The organism is Gardnerella swidsinskii (genome assembly GCF_003397705.1).
GTDB classification, from domain to species: domain Bacteria; phylum Actinomycetota; class Actinomycetes; order Actinomycetales; family Bifidobacteriaceae; genus Bifidobacterium; species Bifidobacterium swidsinskii.
Window position 1 is genome coordinate 76,503 of the sequence record NZ_QJVB01000005.1, and the last position, 21,181, is coordinate 97,683.

15 protein-coding genes are annotated in these 21,181 nt (G+C 42.2%); 12 read left to right on the plus strand and 3 right to left on the minus strand.

Going from position 1 to position 21,181, the window contains the following annotated elements; all coding sequences use genetic code 11:
* Positions 1-74: 74 nt before the first annotated feature.
* The gene (rsmI, locus tag D0T18_RS06320; RefSeq protein ID WP_116440693.1) at positions 75-977 is read left to right on the plus strand and encodes a 16S rRNA (cytidine(1402)-2'-O)-methyltransferase; all 903 of its coding nucleotides are present in this window, start codon (positions 75-77) and stop codon (positions 975-977) included.
* A gap of 31 nt (positions 978-1,008) precedes the next feature.
* Here the strand turns inward: rsmI and D0T18_RS06325 are convergent, their stop codons facing one another.
* Together D0T18_RS06325 and D0T18_RS06330 are read right to left on the minus strand one after the other, a co-directional pair.
* Entirely contained in the window at positions 1,009-1,272 is a 264-nt protein-coding gene (locus tag D0T18_RS06325; RefSeq protein WP_116440694.1) for a variant leucine-rich repeat-containing protein, read from the minus strand.
* Positions 1,263-1,889 (minus strand): hypothetical protein, encoded by a 627-nt coding sequence (locus D0T18_RS06330; protein ID WP_416090747.1) that lies wholly within the window; start codon positions 1,887-1,889, stop codon positions 1,263-1,265. The genes D0T18_RS06325 and D0T18_RS06330 overlap by 10 nt, the downstream gene beginning before the upstream one ends.
* A gap of 290 nt (positions 1,890-2,179) precedes the next feature.
* Between D0T18_RS06330 and metG the strand changes: the two genes are divergently transcribed.
* Positions 2,180-4,051, plus strand: a complete 1,872-nt coding sequence (metG, locus tag D0T18_RS06340; RefSeq protein ID WP_162861151.1) for a methionine--tRNA ligase — start codon at positions 2,180-2,182, stop codon at positions 4,049-4,051.
* 334 nt (positions 4,052-4,385) lie between these two features.
* On the opposite strand, the gene D0T18_RS06345 is transcribed toward metG, so the two are convergent.
* Positions 4,386-5,828 (minus strand): C1 family peptidase, encoded by a 1,443-nt coding sequence (locus D0T18_RS06345; protein ID WP_116440696.1) that lies wholly within the window; start codon positions 5,826-5,828, stop codon positions 4,386-4,388.
* A 563-nt stretch (positions 5,829-6,391) separates the two neighbouring features.
* Here D0T18_RS06345 and D0T18_RS06350 point away from each other — a divergent pair.
* The 10 genes from D0T18_RS06350 (at position 6,392) to D0T18_RS06810 (ending at position 21,079) form a co-directional block, all read left to right on the plus strand.
* Entirely contained in the window at positions 6,392-7,375 is a 984-nt protein-coding gene (locus D0T18_RS06350; protein WP_033888405.1) for an ABC transporter permease, read from the plus strand.
* Positions 7,376-7,399: 24 nt separating this feature from the next.
* Positions 7,400-8,347: an ABC transporter permease gene (locus D0T18_RS06355; protein WP_064621662.1), complete on the plus strand. Its 948-nt coding sequence runs from the start codon at positions 7,400-7,402 to the stop codon at positions 8,345-8,347.
* Between the two features lie 21 nt (positions 8,348-8,368).
* Positions 8,369-10,258 carry an ABC transporter ATP-binding protein gene (locus D0T18_RS06360; protein WP_116432085.1) on the plus strand — a complete coding sequence of 630 codons (1,890 nt, stop codon included), beginning with the start codon at positions 8,369-8,371 and terminating at the stop codon, positions 10,256-10,258.
* A 323-nt stretch (positions 10,259-10,581) separates the two neighbouring features.
* The gene (locus D0T18_RS06365; protein WP_162861152.1) at positions 10,582-12,324 is read left to right on the plus strand and encodes an ABC transporter family substrate-binding protein; all 1,743 of its coding nucleotides are present in this window, start codon (positions 10,582-10,584) and stop codon (positions 12,322-12,324) included.
* A 179-nt stretch (positions 12,325-12,503) separates the two neighbouring features.
* Positions 12,504-14,318 (plus strand): ABC transporter ATP-binding protein, encoded by a 1,815-nt coding sequence (locus tag D0T18_RS06370; RefSeq protein ID WP_033888404.1) that lies wholly within the window; start codon positions 12,504-12,506, stop codon positions 14,316-14,318.
* Between the two features lie 2 nt (positions 14,319-14,320).
* Positions 14,321-16,117 carry an ABC transporter ATP-binding protein gene (locus tag D0T18_RS06375; RefSeq protein WP_116432087.1) on the plus strand — a complete coding sequence of 599 codons (1,797 nt, stop codon included), beginning with the start codon at positions 14,321-14,323 and terminating at the stop codon, positions 16,115-16,117.
* Positions 16,118-16,171: 54 nt separating this feature from the next.
* Positions 16,172-17,152 carry a TatD family hydrolase gene (locus D0T18_RS06380; protein ID WP_116432088.1) on the plus strand — a complete coding sequence of 327 codons (981 nt, stop codon included), beginning with the start codon at positions 16,172-16,174 and terminating at the stop codon, positions 17,150-17,152.
* Between the two features lie 164 nt (positions 17,153-17,316).
* Positions 17,317-19,950, plus strand: a complete 2,634-nt coding sequence (locus D0T18_RS06385) for a KUP/HAK/KT family potassium transporter (protein ID WP_102155833.1) — start codon at positions 17,317-17,319, stop codon at positions 19,948-19,950.
* Between the two features lie 23 nt (positions 19,951-19,973).
* A complete protein-coding gene (locus tag D0T18_RS06390; protein ID WP_004107986.1) occupies positions 19,974-20,789 on the plus strand; it encodes an HD domain-containing protein in 816 nt (271 codons plus the stop codon).
* Positions 20,790-20,932: 143 nt separating this feature from the next.
* Entirely contained in the window at positions 20,933-21,079 is a 147-nt protein-coding gene (locus D0T18_RS06810; RefSeq protein WP_162861153.1) for a hypothetical protein, read from the plus strand.
* Positions 21,080-21,181: the final 102 nt, after the last annotated feature.

The window sequence follows — 21,181 nt, forward strand, 5'->3', positions numbered from 1 at the left end:
AATACCTCGCTTTGTAAGTGCGTTCTTTTATAAATTCGTGTAGAGTTTTAAGAAGTTTTATAAGGAGATTCAAGATGTGTAACGAAGAAGATAGTTTAGGTAAAGTTGTTTTAGCTGCTACGCCTATTGGGAATATGGCAGACGCTTCTGCACGATTAATTAATCTTCTTGAAACTGCTGATATTGTTGCTGCTGAAGACACGCGTAGGCTTTATGATTTAGCGAATCGCCTTGGTGTGCATGTTTCTGGTAGCGTAATCGCATATCACGATCATAATGAGCGGAATAAGGCAGATGGCTTGCTAGACAAAGTTGAGCAAGGTAGCACTGTTCTTGTTGTTTCAGACGCAGGTATGCCTACCATTAACGACCCGGGTCTTGCTGTTGTTCGACGTGCAATAGAGCGAGATTTGCCTGTTACTTGTGCGCCTGGTCCTAGTGCAGTTTTAGATGCGCTTGCTCTTTCTGGATTGCCAACCGATCGCTTCTGTTATGAAGGCTTTTTGCCTCGTAAATCTGGTGAGCGTCAACAGCATTTGCGCTCACTTAAAGCCGAGCGACGAACAATAGTATTTTATGAGACTCCACATCGTATTGCAGAAGCAATGGAAGACATATTGGCAGTACTTGGTTCTAATCGTCCAATGGCGTTATGCCGTGAACTTACAAAAGATTTTGAGGAAATTCGTCGTGGAACTGTGCAAAGTATTCACGATGGTGTTTTAGCGGATCCTCCTCGAGGTGAAATAGTTTTAGTTATCGGTGGTGCAAGTGATGAAGAAGTGCAGTCTGAAAGCACAGATTTAAGCATTGATGCTCTTGCAAAGCTTTCGCTTGAATGTGCAGAATCCGAAGGTTTGCGCATAAAAGAAGCAATTACAAAAGTAGTAAAAGAGCATCCGTTTGCTGACGGATCTTTTGCTAATCGTAAGCAAGTTTATGCGTCTTGTCTTGAGCATAAACCTGATCAAAAGTAAGATTTCTGCTTTTGCTACTATTTTTTGCTTTCTATTCATTGCTGTTATACGCAGAAAATAGCACTTCAAAACTGTAACGAACGTCAGGTCCACCTTGTTGAGAAATATATTCTAAAATTTGCGCGTCTGCTGAGGGGTTTGCAATAATCCATTTTCGAAGTTCCGGTATTTTTTGCGCGATGTACCATAGCACTTCCGTTTTTGTTGCAGGGTCGATAGCAACAGATGGCGTGAGTATTATAGGTGGTTTTGGGGGGCTGTTTGTTTTAGTTGCATAAGAGTTCTTCATTTCCATGGTTTGTTTGCTTCTTTCGCAATGTTTCGTATCCAATTTCTTGCATGTATTGAGCCTGGGAAATATGGGTTTCCGTCAATAATACGTTTGCATTTTCGCAAGTCAATGCTGTATTTAGATATCAATAGGTGAGCAATATCTTTTCTATAAGGTTCGTGCTCTTCGTTTTCGCTTGGAGTGTACGCTAAATCGCAAATTGTTCGTTCTGGCGTTGTTATTCTAATTTTTCCAAGTATTACGTATTCTTCATTGTTTAAGTGTCTTCGAAATGCGCGAATCGCATGACCGTGCGGCTTTTTTCTTCTGTGCCCATAATCAATAACATCTATATTTTCAGGAAAATGACCTCCTATCCAAACCCATGCTGCAGTAAATAAACAGGCTATGCTTTCTGTAGGCATAAGATTGCTCACAATATTGCTTCTTCCTTGAGTGGAAATAGCTGCCTTATTTGAATATCCTGCATTTAAATCAAGCCTATTGAATACACCAATTTGAGAAAGTTTTTTCATGCACATTGGACCTGGTAAATGGTTGTCGTCAAGTAATTCTGGGAATTGCGTTTGTGTTTCTTCGCAAATATCCAATAAATTGCGCATATTTTGTTGGTTTTTCAATTTTCTTTAATCCTTTCTTTTTGCATATTTATTTTTCAGCGCGATTATTTACGATTCGTATTGTGCATATTGTTGTTTTTTTAGTGCATGTTTTCTAGTGCATTAGTTTCGTAGTGCATAAGTTGAGATTATGTTTATATTTGCTTCAATTCCAGGCTGGTTTTATAACTTGTGGATATGTGGATGAACTCGTGTGAGGCTTGTTATCCAGCGTGTTTTTCTCGTATATTTGGGATTCTTTTTGCAATGTTCTTATGTACTGTCCGCGTTGAACAAGATAATAATTGTCTATGAGTCATATTTTGGTGAATGTTGCTTGGCCGTATGCTAACGGCCCTCGTCATATTGGTCACGTCGCAGGCTTCGGGGTCCCATCAGACGTATATGCGCGTTACGAGCGCATGAAAGGTAATGACGTATTAATGGTGTCTGGCACGGATGAGCACGGTACACCTATTTTGGTTGAAGCAGATAAGGAAGGTGTTTCTGCACAAGAGCTTGCTAATCGTTATAATCGTGTGATTACTAAGGATTTGTGCGATTTAGGTTTGAGCTACGATTTGTTCACGCGTACTACCACTGCAAATCACGAGCATGTTGTGCAAGAAATGTTCCGTCAGTGCTTAAAGAACGGCTATATTTACAAGGGCACTCAGAAGGTTGCTATTTCTCCTTCCACTGGTCGTACTTTGCCAGATCGTTATATTGAAGGCACATGCCCATTGTGTGGCGCAGATGGTGCTCGTGGCGATCAATGTGATGCTTGTGGAAACGAGCTTGATCCGGATGAGCTTATTAATCCAGTTTCTAAAATTAATGGTGAAACTCCGCGCTTTGAAGAAACTGAACATTATTTCCTAGATTTGCCTGCTTTGGCTGAAGCGAATGTTAACTGGCTTCATTCTCGCGAAGGTTGGCGCACGAATGTTATTAATTTCTCGCTTGGATTATTTAATGAAGTAAAGCCGCGAGCTATTACGCGCGATATTGATTGGGGCATTCCTGTTCCTGTTGAAGGATGGATTGATAATCCAAATAAGCGTTTATATGTTTGGTTTGATGCTGTTATTGGCTACTTGTCTGCATCTATTGAATGGGCTCGTCGACAAGGCAAGCCAGAGGCTTGGCGTGATTGGTGGTGTGATCCTAAGTCTCCTGGATACTACTTCATGGGCAAAGATAACATTACTTTCCATTCTCAGATTTGGCCTTCGGAAATGCTTGCCTACAACGGTGCTGGTTCTAAAGGTGGTGAGGCTGGCATTTATGGCCCATTGAACATGCCTGAACAGGTTGTTGCTTCTGAGTTCATGACTATGGAAGGCAAGAAGTTCAGCTCTTCGCGCGGAATCGTGATTTATGTGAAGGATATTTTGGCACGTTACCCTGTAGATGCTGTGCGTTACTACATTTCTATTGCGGGTCCAGAAAATTCTGATGCTGATTTTACTTGGGCTGAGTTTGCTCGTCACAATAACGAAGAACTTGCTGCAAGCTGGGGTAATCTTGTCAATCGTGTGGCAAATCTTATTAATAAGAACTTTGGTGCAATTCCTCCTCTTGATGAAGATTCTATGACTGCAATGGATCGCGCTCTTCTCGATCAAACTTCTGATGCTTTTGCTTTGGTTGGTAGTTTGATTGAGCGTCATCGTCAGAAGAATGCTCTTACTGAAGCAATGCGAGTAGTTGCGGATATTAATAAATATATTTCTGCAACTGAGCCTTGGAAAATTAAAGATGATGAGGATCGCCTTGGTACTGTGTTGCATGTTGCAGCTCAGGCTGTTTCGGATGCTAATCATCTGCTTGCGCCATTCTTGCCTCATGCAGCTCAAAAAGTTTGGGAAGCACTTGGTGGCACTGGCGTATTCTCGCCTTTGCCTCATATTGAAGAAGTTGAAGATTTGGATAATCCAGACTTCAAGTATCCGATTATTACGGGCGATTATCGCTTGGGGGAAACTGTTCATCCTTGGGAGAGTGAGGAGTTGGTAGCAGGTACGCCTGTGCCTAAGCCAAGTCCTATTTTTGCCAAGATTCCAAAAGAAGCAGTTGAGGAGGAGCTTGAGCGTTTTGCATCTGCTTTGTCCGAGCGTCAGCGTGTCGAAGCGGAAAGACTTGCTGCAGCAAAAAAATCTTTGGAAAATAGTGAGAAATAGGTTGAAATTCTCAATAAATAAATTGTAAAATTAAAGAACATAGCAAATGGTTCTCTAAAAGAAAATATTTTAAGGAAATTTTAAGGAAAAACTCTTTTCTTTGGACGAATGTTTAGCTATACTAACATATGTTAATGGTTCGCCATTAGCGAGGTTCGTTTTCGAACCCCATAATTGAAACCTTCTTCTCTCTTTCTCTCTGCCCCGGCGGGTTTCTCTTCCCGCCGGGCTTCTTTTTAATTTGTGAAAAAAAGTAAAACAAAAAATAAAAGCGCAAACTGCAAAAGCAATCTGCGCTCACATAGTTACCAAACTTAATTTTAATGGTAACGATTTAACGGCAACGCTTCGAAAGTGGCGCCCACGGTTCAAGCATTACTGGTTCTTGATCCAATACAGCTAAAGTTTCTTTGTCAAGGTACTTTTTGTTGATGATTATTTCGTTCACATAACGATCGAACCACTCTGCTGAGCCAACATAATAGCCGTCTTCGCCAGCATCCTTGCCCCAGCTGTTCTCAATCTTCCAGCGATCTGGCTCGCCATCTTTGTTAAGATTCACGCCAGTGAATGTCATTGCGTGATTTCCTGGGCAATCCATATATTCCAAGCCGTGAGCTTTATCGAATGTAAACTTCACATCAAACAATTCATCTACGCGCACAACTGCAGGATCGAAGAAGCCACTGTCACGCAAGGAGAACTGCGTGCAATCGCATGCAAACCAGATTGGATGACCATCTTTTAATTGGTCTACAGCTGCTTTTTTGAATACATCGAGAGGCACATTAACAAATTCCATTTCCTTTGTTTCAGCTACGTTGGTGCTGTACTTAAATTGGTAGAGCTTGTTGAATGGTGTGCGTTCCATAGGCGCGTTGCATATTGTTACGAAGTCGTTTACGTCAACTGGAACGTACTTCTTTGCGAACTCAAGTGGAGTAATTCCGTATTCACAAATCATTGGACGCTCATCTTTGCCGGTTTTTGGCTTGTCAGCTTTGCCGGTTTTCTCGCCATCTTTCTTGGTTTCGTCTTTTTCGCCGTCCTTCTTATCGTCATCGTCATCTTTAGTTCGTGCGAAGAAGTCAAACTGTGCAGGTGGTTCACCCAGGGCAATAGTTGTCATGCGATAAACGGTTTCCAAATCGCGAACTTTCATTTCGCGCAATTCTTCCAAAGAAGTTCCGTTCTTATGAGCTTCACGCAATTCGTATGCAAACTCGCGCAACTTGGTATTGATGTATTGTACGAATGCATCAGAGTCGACTGAGTTCTGTGAATCTGGATATGCACTCTTTGGCACAAGTCCGTACTTGTTTACCAAGTTGACGAACATTTGCCACCAGCCGCCGTCATCGATTGGACCATAGTTAATGCTCTCAAAAAGTCGGCTATTAACATCTTCATCAAGTGTTGAAAGCACATTTTCCAAATAAGCGTTTGCTTTTTCAATCTTGTCCCAGAAGAATAGGTAGCTTTCTGAAAACTCAAAGTCGTCTAAATTCCACTTATGCATTACTTCGTATCGCAAAGTATTAAGTGAGGCGAACATCCAGCAGCGTCCGGAGCGCTTCTGATTGGTAATGCTGCCTTGTTTTAATTCTATTGAGAATTCGCGAGGAAGAGCACGCTTGCCTTGGTAGCTTGTTGCGGCTTTAAGCACACCATTTGTTACTGCTGCATTTGCTGCGAGAAGATTTGCGCGCTGTTCGTTGAAATGTTTGGAATAATTTTTTACATGTTCCAGAGTTACGGCTTTGATGTTTTCAGCCATGAGCTTATTCATTCTCCTTTTAGAGTTGAAAGTACGAATAAAAAATATTGTATACTGCTCAATGTCTCGCGTGTGTTTCTTGTCTATGCCTATTTTCGGCATTTGCTTGAATACTATTAATTATTTTAGTAAAACTACAATTTTTTCGGTAAATATTCAGTTTTTGTAATTAAATTTTGAATTTATTATATTTGCTTATAAAACGTATTTTGTATGTATAAAAATACTTTTTTGATTTTAAAATACATATCTTTGTGTAAAAATATAGCTAGAAATCATTGATATTTTGCGCTTTTTTGCATGTTTAGATATGTATAATGTAACTTATATGTACGAAATTTTTCCCTTGGGTATTGAGAAAAGTGTTGTGTAAAAATATTTTCTGTTTGTCTCTTTGTACATAGCTTGGCTAAAAATATACTAATTATGTGTCCCGGATTGACAAGGGTCGATTCAAACACGCCCTTTTCAAGGTCGAGTGTTAGATCGGCAATACTGTAAATCACAAGATTTATGGATGCCGAATGGAGGTAAAAAATGGCTAGTCGTAGAAAAGAGTCACAATGATACGATACATCGTTAAACGATGCCTGAATTATGTGGTGATGTTGTTCGTCGCCGTATCCATGACATATTTCTTGACAAGTGCTTTTATGAGACCGCGTTCGAACTACATGTCTAGGCATCCGCATCCACCTATTGCATCAATCAACCGTTCTTTGGATTTGGCAAATATTAACGACCAGACTCCAGTGTTTACTCGTTATTGCCGTTGGATTTACAACATTTTTACTAAGTGGGATTGGGGATTGAGCCCAGATCAGGCTCCAGTTGGCCCGGCAATTATGTCTCGTATTGGCGCATCTGTTCAGCTGGTTACTGGCGCTACAATTCTTGGCATTGTTCTCGGTGTTAGCGTTGGTGTTTACACTGCTATCCGTCAGTACAAGTGGCAAGATAGAGTTCTTAATTCCACCGCAACCTTCCTGTTGGTTGTTCCTGCAGCAGTTTTGGGTTTGATGGTTGTGCTTGCTGCTATTAGCATTAACCACGCAACAGGCGTGCGACTTTTCTACGTTACTGGTTTGCACTCTTACCAAGGTTCTGACCCGTTCATGTTCCTTCTTGACTTCCTTCAGCATTTGATTTTGCCGACGATTGTTATGACAATTCCTGGCATGGTTGGGTATCATTTAACGCAGCGCACGTATCTTCTCGATACTATGAATGCTGATTACGTTCGTACGGCTCGCGCTAAGGGCTTACCTTTGAATTTGGCTATTCGCCGCCACGCTTTGCGTACTTCTTTGATTCCAACAGCTGTTGACGTCGCCTTCTCTATTGCAGGCGTGTTTACGGGTGCTGTGATTACTGAAACCGTGTTTGCTATTAACGGCCTTGGTAGCTACTTCGTTCAGACCATTATGCAGAACGATATTAACGGTTCTGTTGCTATTGCAGCGTTTGGTGCTGTATGTACCTTAGTTGGTGCTCTGCTTGCAGATATCTTCTCTGCTTGGCTCGACCCACGTATTCGTTTGAACTAGCAGAACAGTGTAGGTGAATTTGATATGAATAAAAAAGATGTATCTTCAAAACCTCAAGAATCTGCTGCAGATAGAAAAGCTACTGCTGGTGCCTGGGGCAACTTTAAGCGCACTGGTAAGATGACGCTTTATACGCGTCGATTCTTCCGTCGCCCGTCTGCAGTTGTGGGCTTGGTTATGTTCGTAATTTTGATTCTTTTTGCTTTGTTTGGCTCAAAGATTTCAAAGTGGAGCTACGACGAACCAGACTTTTCTTCTCTAGCAACTCCTCCTTCTGCAGAGCATTGGCTGGGAACTACGCCAGGCGGTTCAGACATGTACGCAATGGTTGTGCGCGGACTTGGTCGTTCACTTTCCATTGGTATTGTTAGCTCTATTACCATTACAGTTATTGCTGCTTTGGTTGGTACTGCTATTTCTTACTTCGAAGGATGGTTTGAGCAGGTTGGTATGTGGCTTTTGGACATGCTGCTGATTGTTCCTTCCTTCCTGCTGATTGCTTTGATCATTAGTGCTTCTAGTGGTGGTAGCGATTGGCTGTGGTTGGCATTTGGCTTAACAGCTTTTGGTTGGATTGGTTACGCTCGTACTCTTCGTACGTTGACTTTGAGCTTGCGCGAACGTGAGTATGTTCGTGCAGCTAAGTTCGAGGGCGTTTCTTCGTTCCGCATTATTGTGCGCCACTTGGTTCCAAACTTGGGTTCTGTATTGATTATTAACACGGTTCTTGGTGTTATTGGTGCGATTAACGGCGAAACTGCTTTGAGCTTCTTGGGCCTTGGTATTAAGGCTCCGGATACTTCTCTTGGTACTTTGCTTAATGCTGGCCAAAGCGTTGTGCAGACTTCTCCGTGGGTGCTTTTGGTGCCGTCTGCAGTGCTTGTTTTGCTAACCTTCTCCGTGCAGCTTATTGGTGACGGTTTGCGTGATGCCATTGATCCATATTCTAGGTCTGTTGGTAAGGCCGACTAACGAGCGTTTGGAGTGATAAACATGACTGATATTGCAAATAACGCTATTAAGGAAGAAACCACGATGGAAGATCAAAACAACGAACCGTTGCTTTCAGTACGCGACTTGCAAATTAGCTTCGCTTCTGAAGCTGGTACTGTGCATGCTGTGCGCGGAATGAATTTTGATTTGTACCGCGGAAAGACTATTGGTATCGTTGGCGAATCTGGTTCTGGTAAGTCGGTTACGTCCTTGGCTGTTATGGGCTTGCTGGATAAAAACGCTAGCGTTAAAGGCTCTGTAAAGTATAAGGGCGAGGAGCTTTTAACTAAGTCTGATGCAGAAATGAGTAAGATTCGTGGCAAGAATATTGCTATGGTGTTCCAGGATCCTCTTTCTGCTTTAACCCCTGTTTTCTCTATTGGTGATCAGCTTAAGGAAGCTTTGGTTATTCATAATCCTGACATGACTGAAGAGCAGATTCGCGAGCGTTCTATTGAATTGCTTGATTTGGTTGGTATTACTAAGCCGGCTGAGCGTTTGAAGGCTTTCCCTCACGAGTTTTCTGGTGGTATGCGCCAGCGCGTGATGATTGCTATGGCTATTGCCAATAATCCTGACATTATTATTGCCGACGAGCCTACTACCGCTTTGGATGTGACTATTCAGGCTCAGGTTTTGGAAGTTTTGAAGAAAGCTCAGCGCGAAACCGGCGCTGCAATGATTTTTATTACTCACGATTTGGGCGTAATTGCTGGCGTTGCAGACGAAGTTATTGTTATGTATGCGGGTCATTTGGTTGAGCATAATAGCGTTGAAGAGATTTTTGCTCACCCAACTCAGCCGTACACTATTGGCTTGTTGGGTGCTGTTCCTCGCGTTGATCAAAAGCGCACTCGTCGTTTGACTCCAATTTCTAAGCCGACTATGGATATGCTTATGGCTGAAGAAGAAAGCGGCGACGACAGCACAATGATGGGTCTTGAAGCTGAAAGCGAAACTGTTCGCTCGTTGCTTCATGCGGAAACCGAAAAGCCAATTAAGCCAATGTTTGAAGGCATTCCTCGTGAACAACGAAAAGTTGTTTTGGATGTTAAGAACTTGGTTAAAACATTCCCAATTACTAGCGGTGGCTTCTTGCGACGCAAGGTTGGCGAAGTTCGCGCGGTTGATGGTGTGAGTATTGAGGTTCGTGAAGGCGAAACTGTGGCTTTGGTTGGCGAGTCTGGTTCTGGTAAGTCCACGACTTTGATGGAGATTATGGGCTTGAAGAAGCCTGAGTCTGGTTCTATTACAGTTTTTGGTACTGAGTTGAACGATAAGTTGACTCGTGAGCAGCGTCGCGAACTTCGTTCTAAGATTCAGTACGTGTTCCAGGACCCAATGAGCTCGCTTGATCCTCGTATGCTTGTTTACGATATTTTGGCCGAGCCTTTGCTCGTGCAAAAGAAGTCGAAGGAAGAAATTCGCCAGCGTATTGCTGAGCTTATGCAATTGGTTGAGTTGAATCCTGATCAAGTTGATCGCTTCCCAACGCAGTTCTCCGGCGGTCAGCGTCAGCGTATCGCTATTGCTCGCGCTTTGGCTGTGAATCCTAAGCTTTTGCTTCTTGATGAGCCAGTTTCGGCTTTGGATGTTTCTATTCAGGCTGGAATTATTAACTTGCTTGAAGATTTGCAAGACAAGTTGGGTGTTGCTTACTTGTTCGTGGCTCACAACATGGCTGTGGTTCGTCACATTTCTAGCCGTATTGCTGTTATGTATCACGGTCGAATTGTTGAATCTGGTGAAACGGATGAGGTGTTTGATAATCCAAAGCACCCTTACACTCAGGCTTTGATTAGCGCTGTGCCAATTCCGGATCCTACAATTGAGAAGAACCGTAGGCGTATTATTCTTTCTGAAGAAGATAATTTTGACGATGTTAGGTAATTCATGACTTGTTGATTTTAGTTAATCTTCATCAATCTGAATAAATTACTTAGTCGCGCATGTTTATTACAACATGCGCGATTTTTTATTGTGTAACATAAATTTAAAAAACGTAATATATTTTGTTTTTTAGCCAAAATAAACTAAAAAATTTTCTGTTTTGCTCATTATAGATAATAAATTATTCTTTTTTGCCTAATTTTCATAAAGTTGAAAAGAAAAAAATCAATATTTTGTGAAAACGATTTGTCGAATGTCATAGAGTTGTATATACTCATACAACATACCGGAAGACGGACATCATCCGGGGAATGAGAGGAATCATGAAAAATACAAATGCAGGTAAACTGACTGTATTTGCCGCAGCTGCACTTTCTGTTGCAATGCTGCTCGGCGCTTGCGGCGGTGCTACTAACAATGCTGGTAAAGCAGGTATGACTGAAGAGCCAGCTGCTGGTGTTGACACTTCTTACACTGGCGAACTTCCAATGCCAGATGTCAACAAGCGTTACGATAATCCACAGTCACGTGACAACGTTAAGGACGGCGGCACTTACACCGTTGCTCTTCCTGTTCTCGGTCCAAACTGGAATTACGCTTCTAACGACGGTAACACTGGTTACATGAATACTTTGTGGGGCTTCTACCAGCCAGATCTTATGGCTTATGACACCGTTAAGGGTGAAAAGCTTAAGTACAACCCTGACTACATCACTTCCGTCAAGAAGGTTAGCGATAAGCCACTCGTTGTTCAGTACAACTTGAACCCAAAGGCCAAGTGGAATGACGGCACTGATATTGATTACACCGCATTTAAGGCTACTTGGCAGGCTTTGAACGGAAAGAACAAGGATTACTCCGTCCCAAGTACTGAAGGCTATGACTGCATCAAGAGTGTTGAACAAGGTTCCACTCCAAAGCAGGTTATAGTGACTTATGAGAAGCCATGCGCAACATGGGAAATGCTTTTCGCTCCACTGGTTCATCCAAAGGCCGGTGACGTTAAGACCTTCAACCAGGGTTGGGTAAACAATCCTCACAACGAGTGGGGTGCAGGTCCATTCCAGATTGAATCCGCAACCGAAAATCAGGTTGTTTTCACCCGCAATCCAAAGTGGTGGGGTAAGAAGGCAAAGCTCGATAAGGTCGTTGTAAAGCGTATGGAAGATACTGCAGCTTTGAACGCTTTCCAGAACGGTGAAATCGATGCTGTAACCGATACCATTTCTTCTAAGGACGCAATCAAGTCTGCTCGTAGCGTTAAGGGTGCTCAGCTGCGTTACGGCTACAGCACCAAGGTTCGCGTGCTTAACTTCAACGCTAAGTCCAAGCCACTTAACGAGCTTGCAGTTCGTAAGGCTGTTGTTCAGGCATTCGACGTTGCTACCTACAACAAGATTCAGTTCCAGGGCATGAACTGGAAGAGCGAGCAGCCAGGTTCTGAGCTTCTCTCCATGTTCCAGGCTGGCTACAAGAACAATCTTCCTGCTGACGGCAAGTACAACACCGAAAACGCTAAGAAGACCCTTGAAGCTGCTGGTTACAAGATGGGCAAGGATGGCTACTACGCCAAGAATGGCAAGACTCTTGAGATTTCCTTCACCTTCTTCGGCGATGATTCTACTCAGGCAGCTCTTGCTAACGCATTCCAGGCCATGATGAAGAAGGCTGGAATTAAGTGCAAGACTGTGAACCATGCTGTTGCTAAGTTCTCCGAGGTTGTTGCTTCGCACGAGTACCAGGTGCTTCCATTGGCATGGCAGTCCACATCTCCATTGAGCTTCTTGTCTGCAGCAAGCCAGGTTTACAAGTCTGATAGCGATTCCAACCTCGGTCTCGTTGGCAATAAGAAGATTGATGCTATGCTCAACAAGATTGGCAAGACCTACGATTACAAGGAACAGACTGATTATGCAAACAAGGCAGAGTCTGCAGCTCTCGCACTCTACGGAACTCTTCCAGTTTCTGCTCCTCCTATTTACCAGGTGTTCAAGAAGGGCTTTGCTAACAACGGCCCTGCTGGTTACGCAAGCACCTACCCAGAGGATATGGGCTGGCAGAAGTAAGTAAATTTGTAGCGATAATTCGCGCAAGTTTACTAAGCTGATTGCTTAACTTATAGCATGTGGCGTGTAGTCTTTTGGCTACACGCCACATCTTTTTGTGTATGCTAATGTGAGAAAATAGTATAAATTTAAAATTAAGTCTCAAAAAGCAAAATCGGAAACAAAGGAGAAGCTGGCGCATGTACGTCAATCCGAATAAACGCAAAGATGCGAGTAACGTGCGCTGGGTATTGCAATACTGTAAGCCGGACATGTGGAAAGTTTGGCTTGCTATTTTTCTATTTATTATCAATGACACGATGGCAATGACAATGCCGTTGCTTTCGGGCTTTATTGTAGACAAAATCATTATTGGCAAACAGCATAATTTGCTTATAAGCGTATGCGTTTTGATGGTAGCAATGATGATTGTTCGCGTTGGCTCAAGGTATATTTACCAGCTTTTAATGGAAAAGTTTGGTCAAAATGCCGTGTATCGCCTGGTGAGCGACGAGTACGAAAAGCTTCATTCTCTCGATTTTACGTACTTTAATCACACGCGCACAGGCGACATTATGAGTCGTATGACATCGGATACTGACGCGATTCGTCATATTTTAAGTTGGGTTTCGTATATGGCGTTAGATTGTGTAGTAATGTTCGTGCTAGCGCTGGTTATAATGTTTTCAATTCAGTGGAAGCTCGCTTTAGCACTTATGTCAATTACGCCATTTTTGTTTCTGCTCGCAAAAATTATGGGCAAAAAAGCTAGACCGAAATTCCTTGCAATTCGTGAATCCTTTGCGCGCATGAATTCAATGGTGGAAGAAAATATCGAGGGGAATCGCGTAGTAAAAGCTTTCGTGCGTGAGGATTACGAAACTAAGAAATTCGATAAGTGCAACGAAGACTACTTTAATTGCAATATTACGCTTGCAAAAAATACTCAAAAATACATGCCTTGGCTCGATGGCATGGGTTTTGTGCTTGAGCTTATAACAGTTGGTTTCGGCGGATGGCTTGTTTTGAATGGCAACATGACTTTAGGTGCATTCGTCACTTTTAATAGCTTCCTTTGGATGCTACACATGCCTGTACGAATGGTGGGCTGGCTTATTAATGATTGGCAGCGTTTTAACGCAGGATGCGTGAATATTCGCAAACTTCTTACGCAAGAATCGCATATTAGACATCCAAAAGAAGCGGACGAAACCGTTAAAATTAGAGGTAAAATTACTTTTGAGCATGTTGATTTTTCATTCCCAGACGATCAAGACTCTCCAATCTTAAAAGATATTGATTTAGACGTTCCTGCTGGAAGCAAACTGGGTATTCTTGGTGAAACTGGTTCCGGCAAATCAACTCTCGTAAGTCTTATAGCAAGATTCTATGATCCTACGCGTGGTCGTGTTTTAATTGACGGAAAAGACGTGCGCGAATGGCCGTTAGAAACTGTTCGTAACCAAGTTAGCATAGTTGCGCAGGAAACATTCCTATTTTCGGACACTATTGCAGGAAATATTAGTTTTGGATTACCTCAAACTAAAGAAAATTGTAAGGAATTAGATAATACCATTCGCACGATGGCAACAATTGCTGCAGCAGACGATTTTATTATGGATATGCCAGAAGGCTATGAAACAGTAGTAGGCGAGCGTGGGGTAGGTCTTTCTGGTGGGCAAAAGCAGCGTTTGAGCTTAGCTAGAGCGTTGGCAAATAATCCTGCAATCTTGATTATGGACGATACAACTTCTGCTGTAGATATGGAAACGGAAGAGCATATTCAGCAGGAGCTGAAAAAGCTTGATGGCACGCGCACAATAATCACTATTGCGCACAGAATCTCATCCGTTAAAGATGCAGACATGATTGTTGTGCTAGATCACGGGAAAATTATTGAACGCGGCACGCATGCTCAGCTTGTTGCAGCGCACGGGAGGTATTGGGAGATCTATAGAAAGCAACTTGGCTTTAAAACTGGCAGGTCTGCAGGATTCGAAACGAAGGGGGAGTAGAAATGGCACAACGTAATACTTATCGTGAAGACGAAGGTCAAGAAGAACACATAAACGTGCACGAACTTATGCGCGTTAGAAAATATATGAAGCCGTATGCTACTAAACTTCTATTCGTAATTATGGTAGTTATTAGCGGCAGCATAATTATGACAGCGATGCCAATGATTACGAAAACGCTAATCGACGTTGTATTACCTCAGAAAAATGTCAATTATTTATATACAATTATTGCCGTATTCGCACTGCTCATTATATTGTATGAGCTTGGTTTAGCGTACAGAACTTTAGCAATTACACGCATCGGCCAGATGATAATCAAAGACATGCGCCGCGATATCTTTACGCACGTGCAATCATTATCTTTTGACTATTTTGATTCGCGTCCGCATGGGAAAATTCTGATTCGCATCGTAAACTACATCAATACGCTTTCTGACACGCTTTCATCCGGTTTAATTAACGTATTTTCTGACGTTTTTGTGCTTATTATTACATTAATAACAATGTTTATTATAGATTGGCGAATGGCTTTGTGGAGCTTGGTGCTATTCCCAATATTTATAATTTGGACGCGAACTTTACAAATTTTGCAAAGAAAAGCGTCTAAAAAGTTATCAAATAAACAAAGTAATTTAAATGCGTATTTGCACGAATCAATCGCAGGAGTAAAAACAACGCAAACTTTTGCGCGAGAAGCTACAGCATACGCTACTTTCCAAGAGCAACAAGCAGAAGTAAGAAGTGCTTGGATGCGAAACGTTAGAGTGCAAATGTTACTTTGGCCTGGTGCTTCAATTATTGAGACTGCAGCAATAGCGCTTTTGTATTACGCTGGCATAGCAAACTTAGGTGCAATGAACGTGAGCACGGGAACACTTATAGCATTTGTTTGGTATTCGACTACTTTCTGGGATCCAGTAGTAAATATTGGAAACTTCTATACGCAACTTGTAACGTGCTCAGTTTATTTGGAACGAATTTTTGAAACTCTACGAATTAAGCCAAATATTGTAGATAAGCCAGATGCTATTCAATTGCCTCAAATCGAAGGAAAAGTAGACGTAAACGACGTTGTTTTCCGTTACGAAGAAGATGGAAGGCCAATATTAAACTTGGTTGATTTGCATGTTAATCCTGGCACTACTGTAGCTCTTGTGGGACCTACTGGTGCAGGAAAAACAACTCTTGTAAGTCTTCTTTCTAGATTCTACGACGTTTCAGAAGGCTCGATTACTATAGACGGGTACGATGTACGTTCAGTAACGCTCACATCTCTTAGAAAACAAATGGGCGTAATGTTGCAAGATAGCTTTATTTTCAGTGGAACCGTACGCGAGAACATCCGTTATGGGAAGCTCAATGCCACTGATGAAGAAATTGAGAATGCAGCGCGCGCAGTTCATGCTCACGAATTTATTGAAGGATTACCGAACGGATACGATACTGAAATTGAAGAGCGCGGAGCCACTCTTTCTGCAGGTCAGCGTCAGCTTATATCGTTTGCGCGAGTATTGCTTGCGAATCCGCGAATTCTTATTCTAGATGAGGCAACAAGTAATATTGATACTCGTACAGAAGAAGCATTACAAGCAGGATTAGCTCAATTACTTAAAAATCGCACATCTTTTGTAATAGCGCATAGGCTTTCGACGATTGAGAATGCGGATTTGATTTGTGTAATCGATCATGGAGAAATTGTTGAAAAAGGCACTCATAACGAGCTTATGGAGGCAAGAGGAGCGTATTATCGTCTTGTAAAATCGCAATATGATGCAATTCGCAAAGCAGTTTTATAAATACTTATCATTCAATAAAAATTGACAGTTGAGTTTGCGAGTAGACTTAAAAATATGAGTAAACATCATCGCGAACATAATTGGGCGCCGGCTTTAGCAACGCAATCTGCAGTATGGGAAAATCTGCTACAAGAAGGCATAACAATTGCAGACGATCACACGCACATGATTAGCGTTGTGGATTTTGCACATAATTTGAATCAAGAATTAGCAGAAAAAGGCCGCGATGTAATAGCGGAACCTACTGCAGACGATTTAGTTGTTCAAGCAAAATCATCAGGCGTTTCGCACATGCTAGAAGTCGGATGTGAATATCCAGATTGGGAGCCGACGATTAAGTTTGCTCAAACGCATGAAAATTCAGTTCGCGCAGCAATAGCAATACACCCAAACGAAGCAGTATTACATGGTCACAAAGGAGCTAAAGGCCCTGACGGACTGCCGATAGTTTACAAGCCGTATCACGATATTCCATTTGACGAAGCTATGCAACATTTGCGCTCGCTAGTAATTGCTCATCCAAAAGAAGTAGTGGCAATAGGCGAAACTGGCTTAGACTACTTTCGTACGGGAGAGCCTGCGCGACTTACGCAAATAGAAGCTTTCCGCGACCATATTGCGCTCGCAAAAGAGCTGAATTTACCTTTACAAATTCACGATCGTGATGCGCATGAAGACGTAGTAAAAGTCTTACTAAAAGATGGCGCTCCTGAGCGAACAGTATTTCACAGTTATGCTGGTGGTGTGGATTTAGCCGAAATATTGAAAGAGCACGGTTGGTACGCAAGTTTTTCTGGAACGATAAGTTACAAAGGCAATGATGAATTACGCGAATCTGCGCGAATTATTGGCGAAGACCATATAACTGTTGAAACGGATGCGCCTTATTTAACGCCAATGCCGTATCGTGGACGGCCAAACGCGCCTTATATGGTTCCTTATACGCTAGAAACACTTTCTGAAGTTCTAAATATATCGTTATTGCAAGCAGCGAAAGTTACACGCGAAAATACGCGAAAAATTTACGAATTTTAGGAATATAAAATCCTTAATTTTCAAGGATTTTTTAATATTTTTTGCGCGATGCACTATTGTTGTATACAATATCCAAGTACGGAAATAAAACTGTGAGGTGTGAGGTTTATGCGACTTCTTGTTGGCATCAAGAAGAAACCTCATATATGGAGGAACAATTAAGCATGACTAAGTCACGCACTGCTGTACCATCAAACGATAGTACAAAGGATCCTCGCAACGGCGCGAAAGATTCCGAGAAAAGCACTAAATCCTTAAAAGGTACTAAGGATGCTATATTGCGAGCTGCCTCGTTTACTAAGGCTCCTCAGGTGTCAAAAAAAACGACAACACGCGAAGAGCGCAAAGTAATAGCTCAGCAGCAAGCGCAAGAGGTAAAAGAAGCAGAAAAGCTTGTTGCTAGTGCAGTACGAGGTCCGTTAGGTAGATGGTGGGCAAAATTGCAAACCAGTTCCGATCGTTTTACATTGGGAATGGCAATTGTTGCTCTTGGCGTTGTTTATGGCGATATTGGTACTTCTCCGCTTTATACTGCGCAAACATTTTTAGCAGGTCAAGGCGGCTTGCAAAACATAAATCGCGCGACTATCTACGGAATGCTTTCGCTACTGTTCTGGTCAATCACATTAATTACAACCGTAAAATACGTATTTGTTGCAATGAGAACAGACAACAAAGGCGAAGGTGGCATTTTTGCTTTATATTCGCTTCTACGTAAAAAAGGCGCGTGGCTTGCAATACCGGCAATGATTGGTGGAGCCGCGTTTTTGGCAGATTCTGTGCTGACTCCTGCAGTTTCCATCTCTTCAGCAGTTGAAGGTTTGCGCACTATTGCAGTGTTTAAGCCAATATTCTTAGAAAATGAGAATTTGTCGATGATGATTACGGTTATTATAATCGTCATACTTTTCTCTGTACAGCAACGCGGAACCGAGCGAATTGGCAAAGTATTTGGCATTGTTGTGATGCTTTGGTTTGCTTTCCTTGCGCTGGTTGGTGTCATGAACATTGGCCAAGATTGGACTATTTTTGAAGCACTTAACCCGATTTATGGCATAAAATTCCTGTTTAGCACGCATAATGTGCAGGGATTAGCGGTTATGGGTGTGATCTTCCTTTCTACTACCGGTGCTGAAGCGTTATATTCTGATATGGGTCATGTTGGTAGAGGCAATGTGTACGCAACCTGGCCGTTTATTAAAATTGCTTTGCTGCTGAATTACTTTGGGCAAGGCGCTTGGATGTTGAAAAATCAAAACGATAAAGCATTATGGTCAATAGAAGGTTTGAACCCGTTCTTCCAAATGCTTGAACCGAATGTGCGATATGTTGCCGTTATTCTTTCGGTTACTGCTGGCATTATTGCTTCTCAAGCACTGATTACAGGCGCATACACAATGGTTTCTGAGGCAACAAGCCTAAATTGGATGCCACATTTGCAAGTGCGATATCCTGCTAGAACTCGTGGACAGCTGTATATTCCAGTTGTGAATGTTGTGCTGTGTGTTGCCACTATTACGGTTCTTGCAGTATTCCGCGATTCTGAACATATCTCTGGCGCATACGGTTTAGCTTTAACTCTAACTATGCTTGCTACGACTATTTTGCTTACAGTGCACATGTGGTATCAGAAGAAGCGATTTGGTGCCTTCATATTTGCAATCGTATTCCTCATGATTGAGATGATGTTCTTTGTGGCTTCCATGGCGAAATTCATGCACGGTGGCTGGTTTACTATGCTGCTCGGTGTTTCAATTTTGATCATTATGGTCACTTGGAAAGATGGAACTAAAATTGAGCGTTCGCAACGTTTGCACATGAAACCGAAAGATTTCCTACCTGTGCTAGATAAGTTGCACGGAGATTTCCGTATTCCGTATTTCGCTGACAATATTGTGTATTTGACTTCCGATTGTGAAATGAAGCGTCTCGATACTGGAATCTTCTTCTCTATTTTTGCCGACCATCCAAAGCGTGCTAGAGCTTGGTGGGCTGTTTCTGTAGAAACAGATGACGCTCCGTTTACTCGTGAGTATTGTGTAGAGAATTTCGGTACGGACTACTTATTCCGCGTAAAAATTAAACTCGGATTTAAAGTGTCGCCTTCTATACCAGCGTATCTTCACCAAATTATGCATGACTTGTCGCACACGGGCGAACTTCCTCAGCAAAAATCCGTGTATCCGAAGGTTGATGCAGATCCAGATATTGGACCAATTCGATATGTTCTGTTGCACAAAGCGTTGATGCCGGAATCTAATATTTCTGTGCGTGGAGCGTTATCTTTAAAGATGAAATATGCAATTAGACATGTTGCTGGTACGCCTGTTAAATGGTTTGGTTTGGCTCCTTACAATCCAGTTGTTGAAGTGCAGCCGTTGTTTATTTCTACTCGCAGACCTCCGCGTTTGAAGCGTGAAGACTGTTCTCAGCGAGCAGTTCAATCTTTGCAAGGTGCCTCAGCGCTTGAAACTAATATTCACGTTGTGAAAGATATCAGACCTACTGATGCGGAGCAGACTGCTGTTATGAACGCACGAGATATTGCTGCTGCTAATGTGATGTTTGCTAACGAAAAACTTGCCAATACTGGGAAAATTAGCCCAGTTCCAATTAAAGAGACAAAAAAAGTTAGCGTGAAGAAGCCTAATAAAGATGGAGCAAATATCGATGCAGCGAATGTAACGCATGCTGTTGTGCAGGCTGTGGAGGATGCTGCTCGTGCCAATGATGCGAATAGTGTGAAATCTGAAAAGAGTGCAGCAACTGAAAAGAGTGCAAAAAATAATCTTAAGTAAGAATCTTAAGGAAGAGCCTTAAAATGGAAAATGGTGCAGAAAGTATACTTAATTGCAACTCGATAAAACTCGCTGATTTACCTGATTTTGGTGAAGTAGAGAAATTGCATAGTGCAACTGCACCATCTTCTGCTGCTTATGAGCTTATTCACGGTCATTGTGTTGTAATCTCAACAATTGCTTGGCAAATTGCTCATCATTGCAATATGCTTTTGTCCGCTGAAAATCGTGCTGCTCAAATGAGTGAAACTTTGCGTAAGCGTGCTGAAATAGCAAAAAATTGCCTTCAGGAGCTTGTCGGAGATAGTTATGCAATATTACCTGCGCTTAGTGGTGGCTTAGCTCCAAAACAGTATATTGATGAATACGCAGCTTTAATAGGTGGATTGTTGCACGATATTGGCACGTATTTTGTGCTTGAAAGTGATGGCAGTAGCAACGCTGGTGGCATATTACGCTTTGATGGACCGAATTATATTTTGCATGGTTTGCGTGGATATAAATATTTAATTGATAATGGTTTTAGTGAGGATGCTGCGCAATTTGCGCGCAATCATACTGGAGTTGGCTTAACTCGAGAGCAAGTTATTGCGCAAAATTTGTCTCTTCCTGCTGAAGACTATATTCCGCAAACAGTTGAGCAAGAAATTGTTATGGTTGCGGATAAATATAACAGCAAATCGATACCTCCTCGTTTTTTGACAGTCGATTCTTATCGTCGCAAGGCTGCGCGATTTGGTGAAGACAATGCTAATCGTTGGATGCAATTGGTTGCGAAATATGGTGAGCCAGATATTGCAGGTCTGGCAGAAATCTTTAATATGCGTGTTGATGCGTGAGCGTTATTGATTTTTTGCGTATTTTTATCCTATTTTTGTGTATTTTTTAAGAAATCTATTATTTTTTAAAAAGTTTTTATAGATTCAATATCAGATAGCATGCTTTTTTGGTGTTTTTTCGTGGTTTTCGACACGCCGGTGTTTTGGCTTGTTTTCAATGGTTTTGGGGTGTTTGTTTTTGGTGGGTTTGCGTTTTAGCGTGGGTTGGTGTAAGTTTATCTCTTGCTGCTCAGCGCGGCTGGTTCTCCTCGGTTGAGGTTGATGAGCCGGCTGGTGTGGTGGTGGTTTGAGAACTCAAGAGCGTGTCTGTACTACTTATTAGTTAATTATTGCCAGTTCATTGCCTGCCTTGCAGATTGCAGGGTGCCTGAGAGATGGTTAAATGGTGGTGA